We start from the raw sequence: 14,564 nt of genomic DNA on the forward strand, positions 1-14,564 counted from the left end.
AGGGCGGCGCCACGAGCGCCGGCCTTCCACGTGCGGCGGGCCTGCGATACGCCAGGCCCGGCCACGCACCGCACTCTGGCCCTGGCGTCACAGGGCTCCCAACACCATTCCAGGAAACGACATGCCGGTCATCGAGTCTCGCGTCAACCCGCGTTCAGCAGAATTCCAGGACAACGCCCGCGCCATGCGTGCGCTCACCGACGACCTGCGGGCCCAGATCGCCCGCACGGCCCTGGGCGGCAGCGAAGCGGCGCGCGCCAGGCACCTGGCGCGCGGCAAGCTGCTGCCGCGCGAGCGCGTCGAGCGGCTGCTGGACCCCGGCACCCCGTTTCTGGAGCTTTCCCCCCTGGCCGCCCACGACGTCTACGACAATGCCTCGCCCGGCGCGGGCCTCATCACCGGCATCGGGCGCGTGAGCGGCACCGAATGCGTCATCGTCTGCAACGACGCCACCGTCAAGGGCGGCACCTATTACCCGCTGACGGTGAAAAAACACCTGCGCGCCCAAGAGGTCGCCCAGCAAAACCACCTGCCCTGCGTGTACCTGGTCGATTCCGGCGGGGCCAACCTGCCCAACCAGGACGAAGTCTTTCCCGACCGCGAACACTTCGGGCGCATCTTCTACAACCAGGCCGTGATGTCGTCCATGAACATCGCCCAGCTGGCCGTGGTGATGGGCTCGTGTACGGCGGGCGGCGCCTACGTGCCCGCCATGAGCGACGAATCCATCATCGTGCGTAACCAAGGCACCATTTTCCTGGGTGGCCCGCCGCTGGTGAAGGCGGCCACCGGCGAAGAGGTGTCCGCCGAAGACCTGGGCGGCGGCGACGTACACACCCGGCTCTCGGGCGTGGCCGACCACCTGGCCGAAGACGACACGCACGCCCTGCGCCTGGCGCGCGAGGCCGTCGCGCGCCTGCACCGCCCGCCCCTGCCCGACGCGGGCCCCTGGGACGAGCCCGTCTACGACCCCGCCGAACTCGACGGCATCATCCCGCAAGACACGCGCAAGCCCTACGACGTGCGCGAGGTCATCGCGCGCATCGTCGATGGCTCCAACTTCGAAGAGTTCAAGGCGCGCTTCGGCACGACGCTGGTCACCGGCTTTGCCACGATCTACGGCATGCCCGTGGGCATCATCGCCAACAACGGCATTCTGTTTTCCGAAGCGGCGCAAAAGGGCACGCACTTCATCGAGCTGTGCTGCCAGCGCAACATCCCCCTGGTCTTTCTGCAGAACATCAGCGGCTTCATGGTGGGCCGCAAATACGAAAACGAAGGCATCGCGCGCCACGGCGCCAAGATGGTCACGGCGGTTTCCACCGCCTCGGTGCCCAAATTCACCGTGCTCATCGGCGGTTCGTTTGGCGCGGGCAACTACGGCATGTGCGGGCGCGCCTTCGGCCCCCGGCTGCTGTTCCTGTGGCCCAACGCGCGCATCTCGGTGATGGGCGGCGAGCAGGCCGCCAGCGTGCTGGCCACGGTGCGCCGCGACAACATCGAACGCAAGGGCGGGCAGTGGTCGGCGGACGAGGAAGAAGCCTTCAAAGCCCCCATCCGCGCGCAGTACGAACACGAAGGCCACCCGTATTACGCCAGCGCCCGGCTGTGGGACGACGGCATCATCGCCCCCTCGGACACGCGCCGCGTGCTGGGCCTGGGGCTGGCCGCCGCCCGCCACGCCCCGGTCGAAGCCACGCGCTTTGGCGTGTTCCGCATGTAAGAGCCAGGAGACCTCATGTTCGACAAGATTCTGATCGCCAACCGTGGCGAGATTGCCTGCCGCATCGCGGCCACCGCCCGGCGCCTGGGCATCCGCACCGTCGCGGTGTATTCCGAAGCCGACGCCGGGGCACGCCACGTGCAGGCCTGCGACGAGGCCGTGTGCATCGGCGGGCCCGAGCCCAAGGCCAGCTATCTGCGCGCTGACGCCATCCTGCAGGCGGCGCAGCAGACAGGCGCCCAGGCCATCCACCCAGGCTATGGCTTTCTCTCTGAAAACGCCGAGTTTGCCGCAGCCTGCACCCAGGCCGGGCTGGCCTTTATCGGCCCCCCAGCCCAGGCGATCGCCTCGATGGGCAGCAAATCGGCGGCCAAGGCGCTGATGGCGACGGCCAATGTGCCGTTGGTCCCCGGCTACTACGGCGAGCGGCAAGAGCCCGAATTCCTGCAAGAGCAAGCGCGCGCCATCGGCTACCCCGTGCTCATCAAGGCCAGCGCCGGCGGCGGGGGCAAGGGCATGCGCATCGTCGAGACCGACGCCGCCTTTGCCGACGCCCTGGCCTCCTGCCAGCGCGAGGCCGCCAGCAGCTTCGGCAATCCGCTGGTGCTCGTCGAACGCTACCTGCAAAAGCCGCGCCACATCGAAATCCAGGTCTTTGCCGACACCCAGGGACAGTGCGTCTACCTGTTCGAGCGCGACTGCTCGGTGCAACGCCGCTTTCAAAAGGTGGTCGAAGAAGCCCCGGCCCCAGGCATGACGCCCGAGCGGCGCGCGGCCATGGGCGAGGCCGCCGTGGCCGCCGCCCAGGCCGTGGGCTATGTGGGCGCCGGCACGGTGGAATTCATCGCCGAACCCGATGGGCGCTTCTATTTCATGGAGATGAACACCCGCCTGCAGGTCGAACACCCCGTCACCGAGGCCATCACGGGCCAGGATCTGGTCGAATGGCAGCTGCGCGTGGCGGCGGGCGAGCCCCTGCCGCTGCGGCAAGACCAGCTGCACATCCACGGGCACGCCATCGAGGCGCGCATCTACGCTGAAAACCCCGACAAAGACTTTCTGCCCAGCATCGGCCACCTGGACGTGCTGCGCTGGCCCGCCCACGTCTCGTTCCAGACGGGCCCGGTGCGCGTGGACGGCGGCGTGCGCGAAGACGACACCATCACCCCGTATTACGACCCGATGATCGCCAAGCTCATCGTGCACGGCAAGGATCGCGAAGAGGCGCGCCAGCGCATGCGCCACGCCCTGGCCGCCGTGCGGGCGACCGGGCTGCACACCAACATCGCGTTCCTGGGCCGCCTGATGGGCGACCCGGATTTCGCTGCCGCGCGCCTGGATACCGGGCTGATCCCGCGCGAGCACGAGCGGCTGTCCCCGGCGGCCGCGGCGGCCCCGGATGACGCGCTGGCCCTGGCCTGCGCCGCGCTGCTGGGCCGACCCGGACAGCCGGCCTCTGGCCAGGTCATGCAATCCCAGACCGCTCAGTTCCCTGCTGCGCAACACCCAGCCGCCACACCCGCTGGCAGCCAGGCGCAGGCCCCGACCCTGGCTGCCAGCCCCTGGCTGGCCACCGACGGCTGGCGCGTGGGCGGCGTCTACGCGCGCACGCTGCCGCTGCAAGACACGCAAGGCGAGCGCCTGATCCACGCGCGCCGCACCGGCACCGACTGGTTCCTGGCCATCGACGGGGGCGAATTCCAGGCCTTTTCCTGGCAGGCGGATCACCGCCACCCCGGACAGCTGCGCGTGCGGCTGGGCGGCCACGAGGTGCGCGGCGAGGTCTACCAAAAGGCCTTGCGGCTGGACGTCTTTGCCGCGGGCCAGCGCACCACGCTCGCCTGGAACGACCCCATCGCCCTGGCCACCGGGCAGGCCGACGCGGCGGGCGGCGGGCTCACGGCGCCCATGCCGGGCAAGATCCTGTCGGTCGCCGTGGCGCCTGGCGACACGGTCAAGCAAGGCCAGCCGCTGGTGGTGATGGAAGCCATGAAAATGGAGCACACCATCGAAGCCCCCCACGACGGCGTTGTACAAGAAGTGTTCTACGCCGTGGGCGACCAGGTGCAGGAAGGCGTGACGCTGATCGGGCTGGAGGCGGCGGACTGAAGACTCGCCGCTCAATACCGGCGTTTGCCTGATAGAATAAGGGAAACGCCGGTTCCACACCGAGGGTCTTGCGCCATGTATGCCGAAGTACTACGTCCGCCCGCTTACGCTGCCTACCGCAGCCGCCTCAGCGCCTTGCTGGGCATCCCCGACGATGCCAGCGAAATCCAGATCCACGAGCGCATCGTCCAGGGCTTCCCCGCCGACCGGCTGATCGAACTCTGCGAGCAGGGCGACATGAGCCCCACCGAGCGCGACCAGATCATCCCCCTGCGCACGCTCAAGAACCGCCTCGAAAAAAGCCAGCCCCTCACCGTTGCCGAAAGCGACCGGCTTTTCCGGGCGGCCCACATCACGGCAATGGCCGAGACCATCTTTCGCAGCCGCGACAAGGCCAGGCGCTGGCTCAACAAGCCCAAGACGCGCTTCGACGGCCACAGCCCCGTGAGCATGCTGGCCAGCCTGCAAGGCACCCGCCAGGTAGAAGAAATGCTCATTCAGCTGGCCGAGGGGTACTCTTTTTGATCCTGTGGCGCATCAGCGCGTTTCCCGATCTCAGTGGGCGCGGTGGCCTGTTCGCCTCGGGCCGCTGGCATCGCGCAGGGCGCCCCATCGTCTACCTGACTGAAACCCCGGCCAGCGCCATGCTCGAAGTGCTGGTGCATCTGGAGATCGACCCCGAAGACGTGCCCGAACAACTGCGGCTGATGCGCATCCATATCCCCGACGCCCTCGTGACCAGCCAAGATGCCCTGTCCCTGCCCGACGACTGGCCAGAGCGCCAGGCCCTCACGCAGCAGATCGGGGACACCTGGCTGGAAGAAGGCGCCACCGCCCTCTTGCGCGTGCCCAGCGCCATCATGCCCCACACAGACAACTGGCTATTCAATCCAAGCCATCCGCTGTCCGGCCAGGCGACGCTGAGCATCGAAACCCTGCAGCTGGATCAGCGGCTGTTCAGGCGCCGGTAGAGGGGCTGCGGCACGAGCTGCCCATCACGGCCCCAGCGCCGCCGCGCGCAGCGCGAAATCAACCAGGCTGTCGAGGTGCCGGAATGGTTCGCCCAAATTCGTCAGTCGGGCGCTTTGAATTCGCAGGTTCGCCCGCAGACTTTCGGCAGGCCAAGTACACTAGGCAGAGACACCGCTTTACCAACTGCCATGTACGACATCCTGGTCTATCTGTTCGAAAACTATTACACGCCGCAGGCCTGCCCCAAGGCCGAGGTGCTGGCTAGCAAGCTGGCCGCCGTCGGGTTCGAAGACGAGGACATCGACGACGCCCTGAGCTGGCTGCGCGACCTGGCCAGCACGACCGAGCACTGCGTCACCTTGGGGGCGGTACACCCCCATGCGCACCAGGCCTCGCGGCTGTACACCGACGACGAATACCAGGCACTGGGCAGCGAGGCCATCGGCTTCATCATGTTTCTCGAAAGCTCGGGCAGCCTGCCCACGGCCTACCGCGAAATCCTCATCGAGGCCGCGCAGTCGGCCCGTCATTCGCCGCTGTCCATCGCCGAGATCAAGGTGCTGGCGCTGATGGTGCTCTGGAGCCAGCAAGCCGAGGTTGATCATCTGGTGTTCGAAGAACTGCTGGCCGACGATCAGAAACGGCCTTTCCACTGACCAGCGGCTCCTGGCTCAAGGCCCTCCGATACGCGATACTGGCGTGCCTTCCTTCCCCCCTTACGTAGGACGCTTCGCCCCCAGCCCCAGCGGGCCGCTGCACGCGGGTTCGCTGGTGGCGGCGCTGGCCAGCTATCTGGACGCGCGCGCCCAGCACGGGCACTGGCTGGTGCGCATCGAAGACATCGATGAACCACGCACGGTGCCGGGCGCCGACCGCATCATTTTGCGGCAGCTGCAGGCCCTGGGCCTGCACTGGGACGCCGCCCCCGTCTGGCAGACGCAGCGCCACGCGCTGTACGCGCAGGCGTTCGCCCGGCTGCGGGCGGCGAACCGCGTCTACGCCTGCCACTGCACGCGACGCGAACTGCCGCCCGGGCCTTACCCGGGCACGTGCCGCCCGACCATGGTGGGAGCCAGCGCCCACGCCGGGCGGCACGCCCCCGCGAGCCCCCCGAGCGACGAGGGCCCACTGTTCGCATCCGTAGTAGTGGATGATAAGCCGAACGACGGTGTGCCAAATACCGCTTTGCCACGCGATCCAGCCCAGTCAGGCAAGCCACCGCCGCAGACACCTCGCGCCCGCAAAGCAGCCTGGCGCTTTCTGGTGGAATCGGGCATCGAAACCTTTCGCGACCGCTGGCTGGGCACGCAAAGTCAGGACGTGGCCGCCGCCGTGGGCGACTTCATCATTCGTCGCGCCGACGGCTTGTGGGCCTACCAGCTGGTCGTGGTGGTGGACGACGCGCGGCAGGGCGTGACGGACATCGTGCGCGGCGCCGACCTGCTGGATTCCACCGCCCGGCAACAGCACCTGGCGCGCGCGCTGGGCCTGCGCTATCCACGCGTGATGCACGTGCCGCTGATCCTGGACGCCGCCGGGCGCAAGCTGTCCAAGCAGAACCACGCTCCGGCCCTCAACCTGGACGCGCCGCTGGAATGCCTGCAACAGGCCTGGCAGGCCCTGGGATTCGCGCGGCTGTCCGTCGCCACCCTCGACGCATTCTGGCCGCAGGCAACCGCCCAATGGGCGCGGCGCTTCGTGCCATAAAGCCCCTACAGCGGTTTTTGTCGCGCATCCAGCAGACCGGCCAGCAGGGCGCGGCCATCGGGCATGACACGCAGCACGCCATAACGGGCGGCGGCGTAGCGGGCGCCCTGGCCTTCGGGGAACAGCCAGCTGGAAGCGCCCCAGTCGGGACGGGCGCCGCGCCAGTGGAAGGCCAGGGCGTGGACATCGGGCGGCAGCGCGACGGGCGGCGCGGGCGACACGGCTTGCAGCTGCGCCACCCCCTGGGCATCGACCCGCAGCACGAGCCAGCCGCGGCCCGAGGCCTGCACGGCAGATTGCACCTGGGGATGACCCCGCAGCCAGCCGATGGCGGACTGGCGCACGGCATAATCCAGCGCCATGTAGTCGCCCTGCAGCAGCGAACGCGGATCCACCGGCGCCAGCGCCAGGATCACGGGCTGGCCTTGGGTCAGAATGGCCTGGTGGCGGTAAACCTGCGCCTGCGCCATGCCCAGCACCAGTACGCCGCCCAGCACGCAAACCAGGGCGCGCCAGGACTGGCGCGAGGCACTGGCGACCGCCTTCGCCTCGGAGGCAAGCGGCGCACCCCGATTGCGCCGCCACAGGATCAGCGCCACGCCCGCCAGCCAGGCGGCGGTGACGGCCAGCTGGGTGGCCTTGGCGACGAGGCTGACACCGTTGGCGGCATTCAGGTAATACGCCGCCAGGCCGCACACGCCCAGCGCCACCGACAGGCCCATCAAAGGACGATGCCGCGTCAGGCGCCCCAGCACAAGACCCGTCAAGGCCACCGACAGGGCGGGGATGTCGATCCAGCCCAGGCTGGCGGCGCAGAGGGCCAGCGGCAGCCCCAGGCGCAAAGACGCGGACGGCGCGGGGCGGCGCGTTGCCAGCCGGGCCCCCAGCAAGAGCCCAGGCAACAGGGCGCACAGCCACAGGGCCGCCAAGCCGTCCCAGGGGCCATCCCAGGCGGACACACCGGCCCACTGCTCGATGAGCCCCGCCAGAAGGGCGGCCACGGCCATCAATGCCCAAGCCAAGGGCCGCCAGGCGGCGCGGTGGTCGGCGCGCAGCGCCCAGACCCACAGGCCGACCCCCAGGGCCAGGCAAAACCAGAGGCGAACCGCCAGATGCGCCGTCCCGACCCCTTGCGCATCCGCCTGCCAGCCGAAGTCATGGACAAGCGGGCTGATGAGCCAAAGCGCCGCCAGCAGCGTCAACCACGCCGTCAGCAAGCGCACCACCGGCTGGCGCAGGCCAACATAAACACACAGCCCAAAGACCAGCACGACAGGCAGCCGCCACGCGGCATGGGCGTCCGCATCCATGAGCACCAGCGCCGCCACGGCGGCCAGCAGCACGCCCAGCACAGCAAGCACGGCGCCGACCTCGTGGCCCAGAGCGCTGGCCGTGCCGCGATCCAGCCACAGCGCGGGCACGACCAGCAAAACCGCCACGAGCAGGGCGTCGCCCGCCGACGTGAGATCGAAGCTGGCGGCCAGCCAAACCCCCAGCAACAGCACCACCGGGACGAGCACGCCGACGCGCAGCACGGTGAGATACCAGGGCACGGACGCCGCAGACAGACCATCCCGGGATGCCTGCCGCAGCCGCAGCACGTGCCGCACGGCCCACAAGCCCAGCAGCAACAGCAGCACGGCCAGGCCCAGCGCCGCGTCGATGGAGTCGAGCACGGGCAGGCTGGCCACCCCCAGCACGCCGATCCCCGCCAGCAGGGCCAGGGCCACCACGGCCGCGTCCCGGCGCCACCAGGCATAGGCGGCATACACGGCCAGCGTCGGCACCAGGCCGACCAGCAGCGGCGGCACGATACGCGACGCGGCGTCCAGACTGACCGCCTGCACCGCCGCGCCGAACGCCCAGCCCAGCAGCACCGCCGCCAGCACCCGCCGCACGATGCGCCAGCGATCCGGCAGCCAGGCCCGCAGCCCTTCCGCCGCGGCCAGCAGCGCGCCATTGAGCAGCACCAGCGCCGACGCGGCGGCCCCGGAGCCGCTCTCGGGCCACCGCCACCAGATGGACGCCGCCGCGGCGCCGGTGTACGCCCAGAGGGCCAGATTGAGCAACGCCACCCAGAGCAACACCAGCGGCACCGCGCGCCAGCAGGCCAGCCAGGGCACGACGAGCACGGCCCACACGGCGAACAATTGCCAGGCATCGGCCCCTGTTTGATATATTTGCCCTATCAGTGCCAGCAAGGCACCCGTTGCGACAGCAGCCAGGCTCGCCACCAGCGAGGCCCAGCGGCTGGCGCGCCAGGCCAGCCCCGCAGCCAGCAGCACCAGCACCGCCAAGACCCCCTGAACCAGCGCCAGACGGGCGTTTGCCCCCATCTGCGGCCAGTTCGCGGCCACCCAGGACAGCAGCGCCGTGCCGCCCAACAGGGCAGCCAGCCAGGCCAGCCCCTGGGCCAGTTCCTGGCGCCAAGGGGCCGGGCTGAGCGGTGGCGCCCCGGGTTCGGTGACTTGCATGCTAAGAGGCCCCCTCGTATGATCCGCGCTATTGTGGTCGCACAACGGCCACCCATGGAACCACATGACTAAAACTCTGATTATTGCTGAAAAGCCGTCGGTCGCTCTGGACATCTCCCGCGCCCTGGGGGGGTTTACCCGCGAAGGCGACTACTTTGAAAGCGAGCAGTTCGTGCTGTCCTCCAGCGTTGGGCACCTGCTCAGCCTCGTGGCGCCCAACGACCCGGTGCGCGGCAAGTGGAGTTTTGCGCAGCTGCCCGTCATCCCGCCCCAGTTCGAGCTGGGGCCCACCGACAAGCGCTCGGCCGAACGCCTGAAACTGCTGGTCAAGCTGCTCAAACGCAAAGACGTGGGCGCCGTCATCAACGCCTGCGACGCGGGGCGCGAGGGCGAGCTCATCTTCCGCTACATCGTGCAGTACGCGGGGGTGAAAAAACCCATCCAGCGCCTGTGGCTGCGCTCGATGACGCAGGCCGCCATCCGCGAGGCCTTCGCCAACCTGCGCGACGACGAAACCATGAAGCCGCTCGAAGCCGCCGCCCGCTCGCGCGCCGAAGCCGACTGGCTGGTGGGCATCAACGGCACGCGCGCCATGACCGCGTTCAACAGCAAGGACGGCGGCTTTTTCAAGACCCCGGTGGGCCGCGTGCAGACCCCCACCCTGGCCATCGTGATGGAGCGCGAAGACCGCATCCGTCAGTTCGTGCCGCGCGACTACTGGGAAGTCCACGCCACCTTCGTGGCCGCCGCCGGGCTGTACGAAGGCCGCTGGTTCGACCCGCAGTTCAAGAAAAACGAGCAAGACCCCGACGCCCGCGACTCGCGCCTGTGGTCGGCCAGCGCCGCGCAAAGCATCGTGGCGGCCTGTCGCGGCGAAACCGGCACGGTGACGGAAGAATCCAAGCCCACCACCCAGCTCTCGCCCGCACTGTTCGACCTGACCTCGCTGCAGCGCGAAGCCAACTCGCGCTTCGGTTTTTCGGCCAAGACCACGCTGTCGCTGGCGCAAACCCTGTACGAACGCCACAAGGCCCTGACCTACCCGCGTACCGATTCACGCTACCTGCCGCAAGACTACGTCAGCACCGTGCAGCAGACCATGCAGGTGCTCTCGCACAGCGAGTCGGGCGTCACGCGTTCTACCCAGCCCTTTGCCACCCAGGTGGTCGAGCATGGCTGGGTCAAGCCCAACCGGCGCATTTTCGACGACAAAAAGGTCTCCGACCACTTTGCCATCATCCCCACCCTGCAGGTGCCGCGCGAACTCTCCGATGCCGAGTTCAAGATCTACGAACTCATCACCCGACGCTTCCTGGCGGTGTTTTTCCCGGCAGCCGAGTTCCGCGTCACCACGCGCATCACCCAAGTCTCGGGCCATTCGTTCAAGACCGAAGGCAAGGTGCTGGTTGCGCCCGGCTGGCTGGCCATCTATGGCCGCGAAGCGCAAGGCGCCGAGGGTTCGCTGGTGGCGGTGGCCGACGGCGAACCCGTGCGCACCGAAGACATCGAAGCACGCGGGCTGGTCACCAAGCCGCCCGCCCGCTTCAACGAAGCCACGCTGCTGTCGGCCATGGAGGGCGCGGGCAAGCTGGTGGACGACGAGGCCCTGCGCGAAGCCATGTCCGAGCGCGGCCTGGGCACCCCGGCCACGCGCGCGGCCATCATCGAAGGCCTGATCAACGAAACCTATCTGCGCCGCGAAGGGCGCGACCTCATCCCCAGCGCCAAGGCGCGCCAGCTGATGACGCTGCTTGCGGGCCTGGGGGTCAACGAACTCACCTCGCCCGAACTGACCGGCGAATGGGAGCACCAGCTCAAGCTCATCGAACAACGCCAGCTGGATCGCGCGTCGTTCATGCGCGAAATCGCGCAGATGACGCAGATCATCGTCAAGCGCGCCAAAGAATACGAGCGCGACACGGTGCCCGGCGACTACGCCACTTTGCAGACGCCCTGCCCCAAGTGCGGCGCCGTGGTCAAGGAAAACTACCGCCGTTACGCCTGCACGAACTGCGATTTTTCCATCGGCAAGCACCCGGGCGGACGCACCTTCGAGGTGCCCGAGGTCGAAGAACTGCTGCAAAAGCGCGAAATCGGGCCGCTCACGGGCTTCATCAGCAAGATGGGGCGCCCCTTTGCCGCCGTGCTGCGCATCACCGACGAGTTCAAGCTTGAATTCGACTTTGGCCAGAAGGACGACGAAGACGCCGAAGCGGTCGATTTCTCGGGCCAGACGCCGCTGGGGGACTGCCCCAAGTGTGGCGGCAAGGTCTACGAGCACGGCATGAACTACCTCTGCGAGCATGCCACGGGCCCCAACAAAACCTGCGACTTCCGCAGCGGCAAGGTCATCCTGCAGCAGGAAATCCCCGCCGAGCAGATGACGCAGCTGCTGGCCACCGGCAAGACCAAGCTCTTCGACGGCTTCGTGTCCAGCCGCACCAACCGCAAGTTCAAGGCCTATCTGGTGCGCCAGAAAGACGGCAAGATCGGCTTCGAATTCGAGGCGCGGGCCCCCAAGCCTGGGGCCAAGGGCGCGGCGGCCAAGACGGGGGCGGCGGCCAAGACCACGGCAAGCACCGCAAAGGCGACGGGCGCAAGCGCCAAAGCCGGCACAGCCAAGGCTGCGGCCAGCGGGGCCGCGGGCAAGGCCACCGCCAAACCGGCGACGCGCGCCCCTGCGGCCCGCAAACCGGCGGTCAAGAAAGCCACGACCAGCAAAAAGGCCGTCACCCAAGAGGACGACGGCCCGGCATTCTGAGGCGCGGCCAAGCCAGCGGGGCGCCCCGCTGGCGCCTCATTGATAGACGAGATCGCGGAAATACAGCGACAAGCCTGGCCAGTAGGTGATGGCCATCAGACACAGCAGCACCACGCCCACGAAGGGCAGCAGTGGGCGGATGAGTTTTTCGATGGGCACCTTGGCCACCGTGCAGGCGGCAAACAGGTTCACGCCAAAGGGTGGCGTCACCATGCCCAGCGCCAGGTTGACCACCATCACCACGCCAAAATGGGCGGGATCGACCCCGAACTGCGTGGCCACGGGCAACAGCAGCGGCGCCAGCACCACGATGGAGGCCGAGGTTTCAATGAACATGCCGATGAAAAAGAGCGCCACGTTCACCCCCAGCAGGAAGGTGATTTCACTGCTGAACAAGTGCCCCAGCCACTCGCCCAGCATCATGGGCACCCCGGCGCGGTTGAGCAGGAAGCCGAACACCCCCGCATTGGCGATGATGAACATGATGATGGCGGTAGACACCACCGAACGGTGGAACGTGCGCCCCAACGTGGCGAACGACAGGCGCCGGTAGATGAAGATGCCCACGAACAGGGCATAGACCACGGCCACCGCCGAGGCCTCGGTGGGCGTAAAGATGCCGCCGTAGATGCCGCCCAGGATGATGACCGGCATGAGCAAGGCCCACCAGGCCTTCTTGAAGGACGTCCACACCGGCAGGCGGTTTTCACCGTCGTGCGTGCCCAGGCCGTTGCGCCGCGCATACAGCCAGACGTACAGCATGAGCGCCAGCACGATGAGCAGGCCCGGCCCGATGCCGGAAATGAACACCTCGCCCACCGAGGTGTCGGTGGACACCGCGTACAGAATCATGGGAATGGACGGCGGGATGATGACGCCCAGTTCGGCGGCGGACGCCTGCAAAGAAGCGGCAAAGGGCGCCGGGTAGCCGTGTTTGACCATGACGGGGATGAGGATGGCCCCCACGGCAAAGGTGGTGGCCACGCTGGAGCCCGCCACGGCGGCGAAGATCATGCAGGTGAGCACGCAGCTGCAGGCCAGGCCGCCTTGCACGCCGCCCACCACGCTTTTGGCGAATTCGACCATGCGCTCGGAGATGCCGCCTTCTTCCATGAGGTTGCCCGCCAGGATGAAGAAGGGCACGGCCACCAGCGGATATTTGTCGAGTGCGGCATACAGCTGCTGGGCGATGACGAGCCAGGTCATGTGCCCGTCGAAGCCCACCCCTACCATGGCGGCCAGCCCAATGGACACGGCGACCGGCACGGTGAGGCCGAAAAACAGCAGCATGGAGACGACCATCAGTTGCGACATGGTCAGGGGTTCCGGTCAGACGGTTTCAATGTGGAGGCGGCGCGGGCCTTCGGCCCAATAGGCCAGCGCGCCAAACAGCGCCAGCAAGGCCCCCGTGGGAATGGAGAGGTAGATCCAGGAGATGGACACCCCCAGGCTGGGCGTGCTTTGAAAGCGCACACGCCAGCTCATGTCGGCGCCGATCCAGACGAGAAAGCCCAGGAAGCCCACCACGATGAGCAGCACGAGGTGTTCGAGCAGCCGCGCCTTGCGCGGTGCCAGCAGGTTGTGCAGCAGATCGACGCCCAGCATGGCGCCCTGGCGAAAGGCCAGGGCCATGCCCAGCATGACGGCCCAGATGATGGCCGCGCGCGTCCACGCCTCGGACCAGGCCGAGGGGGAAGCCAGGATGAAGCGCGCCAGCACCTGATAGAAGCCCGCCGCCACGGCGGACCACATCAGGGCCTGCGCCACCCAGGACACCAGGCGGGAGAGGCTGCGATCGATGAGACCGAAGGCGCGCATGGATTTACTGCGTGTTGCGGATGGATTCGACCAGTTCTTTACCGAACTGCTTGTAGTACTGCGGGTAGACCGGCTCGACCGCCTTCACGAAGGCAGCGTGATCGACCGTATTGATCTGCATGCCATGGGCCTTGAGGGTTTCGAGGCCGTCTTTTTCGACCTGATCGACGTACTGGCGCATGCCCTGGGCTGCGGCCACGGCGGCAGCCTTGAACTTGGCCTTGTCGGCGTCGGACAGGCCGTCATACACGGAAGGTGACATGAGCACCAGCGCCGGCGCATACACGTGCGCGGTGAGCGACAGGTACTTTTGCAGCTGCCACATCTTCACCGAGACGATCACCGACAGGGGGTTTTCCTGGCCGTCGATGGTGCCCTGCTGCAAGGCGGTGGCGACTTCGGGCCAGGCCATGGGCGTGGCCAGCACGCCCAGCTGCCGGAAGGCGGCAATGTGGATGGGATTTTCGGTCGTGCGGATTTTCAGGCCCTTGATATCGGCGGGCTCTTTGACCGGGCGCACGTTGTTGGTGAGGTGGCGAAAGCCCTGCTCGCCCCAGGCGAGCGCGATCAGGCCACGCTTGGGAAACTCGGCCAGCATGTCCTGGCCGATCTTGCCGTCCATCACCTTGCGCGCCTGGGCCAGGTCGCGGAACAGGAAGGGGATGTCGAACACGCCGGTTTGCGGCACGAAGTTGAGCGTGGCCCCCGTGGACACGAGCGCCATGTCGATGGTGCCCAGCTGCAGGCCTTCGATGACTTCGCGTTCACCGCCCAGCTGGCTGTTGGGGAACTGCTGGATTTTGAAGTCGGGCGTGCTGGCTTCGAGCGTCTTGGCAAAGGCCGCGGCCCCGGCGCCGTAGTGCGAATTTTCGGACAGCGCATAGGCCATCTTGAGCGTGGTCTGGGCCAGCACCGGCGTGGCGGCGGTAAGCCCGGCCAGCGCGGCGGCGGCCAGCCAGCCCAGCAATTTCTTCCTCTGATACATGAATGTCTCCCTGAA

At 67.7% G+C, this 14,564-nt stretch carries 11 protein-coding genes; 7 read left to right on the top strand and 4 right to left on the bottom strand.

The genetic code is table 11. From position 1 onward, the window contains the following. Positions 1–121 precede the first annotated feature (121 nt). From CCA01S_RS06780 to CCA01S_RS15995, 6 genes are all read left to right on the top strand, one after another. Positions 122–1,723 (top strand): carboxyl transferase domain-containing protein, encoded by a 1,602-nt coding sequence (locus tag CCA01S_RS06780; RefSeq protein ID WP_066455965.1) that lies wholly within the window; start codon positions 122–124, stop codon positions 1,721–1,723. Positions 1,724–1,738: 15 nt separating this feature from the next. Continuing rightward, positions 1,739–3,832, top strand: coding sequence for an acetyl/propionyl/methylcrotonyl-CoA carboxylase subunit alpha (locus CCA01S_RS06785; protein WP_066455967.1), 2,094 nt, complete (start codon positions 1,739–1,741; stop codon positions 3,830–3,832). 75 nt (positions 3,833–3,907) lie between these two features. Further along, a complete protein-coding gene (locus tag CCA01S_RS06790) occupies positions 3,908–4,357 on the top strand; it encodes an Xre family toxin-antitoxin system antitoxin (RefSeq protein WP_066455968.1) in 450 nt (149 codons plus the stop codon). After that, positions 4,354–4,803, top strand: coding sequence for an RES family NAD+ phosphorylase (locus CCA01S_RS06795; RefSeq protein ID WP_066455969.1), 450 nt, complete (start codon positions 4,354–4,356; stop codon positions 4,801–4,803). The genes CCA01S_RS06790 and CCA01S_RS06795 overlap by 4 nt, the downstream gene beginning before the upstream one ends. Before the next feature lie 189 nt (positions 4,804–4,992). Further along, positions 4,993–5,460, top strand: a complete 468-nt coding sequence (locus CCA01S_RS06800) for a Smg family protein (RefSeq protein ID WP_066455972.1) — start codon at positions 4,993–4,995, stop codon at positions 5,458–5,460. Between the two features lie 43 nt (positions 5,461–5,503). Next, positions 5,504–6,511, top strand: coding sequence for a glutamyl-Q tRNA(Asp) synthetase (locus tag CCA01S_RS15995; RefSeq protein ID WP_232304995.1), 1,008 nt, complete (start codon positions 5,504–5,506; stop codon positions 6,509–6,511). A 5-nt stretch (positions 6,512–6,516) separates the two neighbouring features. Here CCA01S_RS15995 and CCA01S_RS15625 read toward each other — a convergent pair whose 3' ends face one another. Continuing rightward, on the bottom strand, positions 6,517–8,985 hold the full coding sequence (locus tag CCA01S_RS15625; RefSeq protein WP_066455974.1) for a GDYXXLXY domain-containing protein: 2,469 nt from the start codon (positions 8,983–8,985) through the stop codon (positions 6,517–6,519). Between the two features lie 64 nt (positions 8,986–9,049). Between CCA01S_RS15625 and CCA01S_RS06815 the strand changes: the two genes are divergently transcribed. Continuing rightward, the gene (locus tag CCA01S_RS06815; RefSeq protein WP_066455977.1) at positions 9,050–11,746 is read left to right on the top strand and encodes a DNA topoisomerase III; all 2,697 of its coding nucleotides are present in this window, start codon (positions 9,050–9,052) and stop codon (positions 11,744–11,746) included. A 36-nt stretch (positions 11,747–11,782) separates the two neighbouring features. Here CCA01S_RS06815 and CCA01S_RS06820 read toward each other — a convergent pair whose 3' ends face one another. The 3 genes from CCA01S_RS06820 to CCA01S_RS06830 are packed head-to-tail and all read right to left on the bottom strand — an operon-like array spanning position 11,783 to position 14,549. Then, the gene (locus CCA01S_RS06820; RefSeq protein ID WP_066455979.1) at positions 11,783–13,060 is read right to left on the bottom strand and encodes a TRAP transporter large permease; all 1,278 of its coding nucleotides are present in this window, start codon (positions 13,058–13,060) and stop codon (positions 11,783–11,785) included. A gap of 15 nt (positions 13,061–13,075) precedes the next feature. Further along, positions 13,076–13,564, bottom strand: coding sequence for a TRAP transporter small permease (locus tag CCA01S_RS06825; RefSeq protein ID WP_066455980.1), 489 nt, complete (start codon positions 13,562–13,564; stop codon positions 13,076–13,078). Between the two features lie 4 nt (positions 13,565–13,568). Continuing rightward, on the bottom strand, positions 13,569–14,549 hold the full coding sequence (locus tag CCA01S_RS06830) for a TRAP transporter substrate-binding protein (protein WP_066455983.1): 981 nt from the start codon (positions 14,547–14,549) through the stop codon (positions 13,569–13,571). Between the last annotated feature and the right edge of the window lie 15 nt (positions 14,550–14,564).

The organism is Castellaniella caeni NBRC 101664 (genome assembly GCF_001592225.1).
In the GTDB taxonomy this organism is placed as follows: domain Bacteria; phylum Pseudomonadota; class Gammaproteobacteria; order Burkholderiales; family Burkholderiaceae_B; genus Castellaniella; species Castellaniella caeni.

Bases quoted from the DNA above. Each gene is read 5' to 3' on its own strand.
- CCA01S_RS06780 (WP_066455965.1), top strand. From the start codon at position 122: ATGCCGGTCATCGAGTCTCGCGTCAACCCGCGTTCAGCAGAATTCCAG.
- CCA01S_RS06785 (WP_066455967.1), top strand. From the start codon at position 1,739: ATGTTCGACAAGATTCTGATCGCCAACCGTGGCGAGATTGCCTGCCGC.
- CCA01S_RS06790 (WP_066455968.1), top strand. From the start codon at position 3,908: ATGTATGCCGAAGTACTACGTCCGCCCGCTTACGCTGCCTACCGCAGC.
- CCA01S_RS06800 (WP_066455972.1), top strand. From the start codon at position 4,993: ATGTACGACATCCTGGTCTATCTGTTCGAAAACTATTACACGCCGCAG.
- CCA01S_RS15625 (WP_066455974.1), bottom strand. From the start codon at position 8,985: ATGCAAGTCACCGAACCCGGGGCGCCACCGCTCAGCCCGGCCCCTTGG.
- CCA01S_RS06815 (WP_066455977.1), top strand. From the start codon at position 9,050: ATGACTAAAACTCTGATTATTGCTGAAAAGCCGTCGGTCGCTCTGGAC.
- CCA01S_RS06820 (WP_066455979.1), bottom strand. From the start codon at position 13,060: ATGTCGCAACTGATGGTCGTCTCCATGCTGCTGTTTTTCGGCCTCACC.
- CCA01S_RS06825 (WP_066455980.1), bottom strand. From the start codon at position 13,564: ATGCGCGCCTTCGGTCTCATCGATCGCAGCCTCTCCCGCCTGGTGTCC.
- CCA01S_RS06830 (WP_066455983.1), bottom strand. From the start codon at position 14,549: ATGTATCAGAGGAAGAAATTGCTGGGCTGGCTGGCCGCCGCCGCGCTG.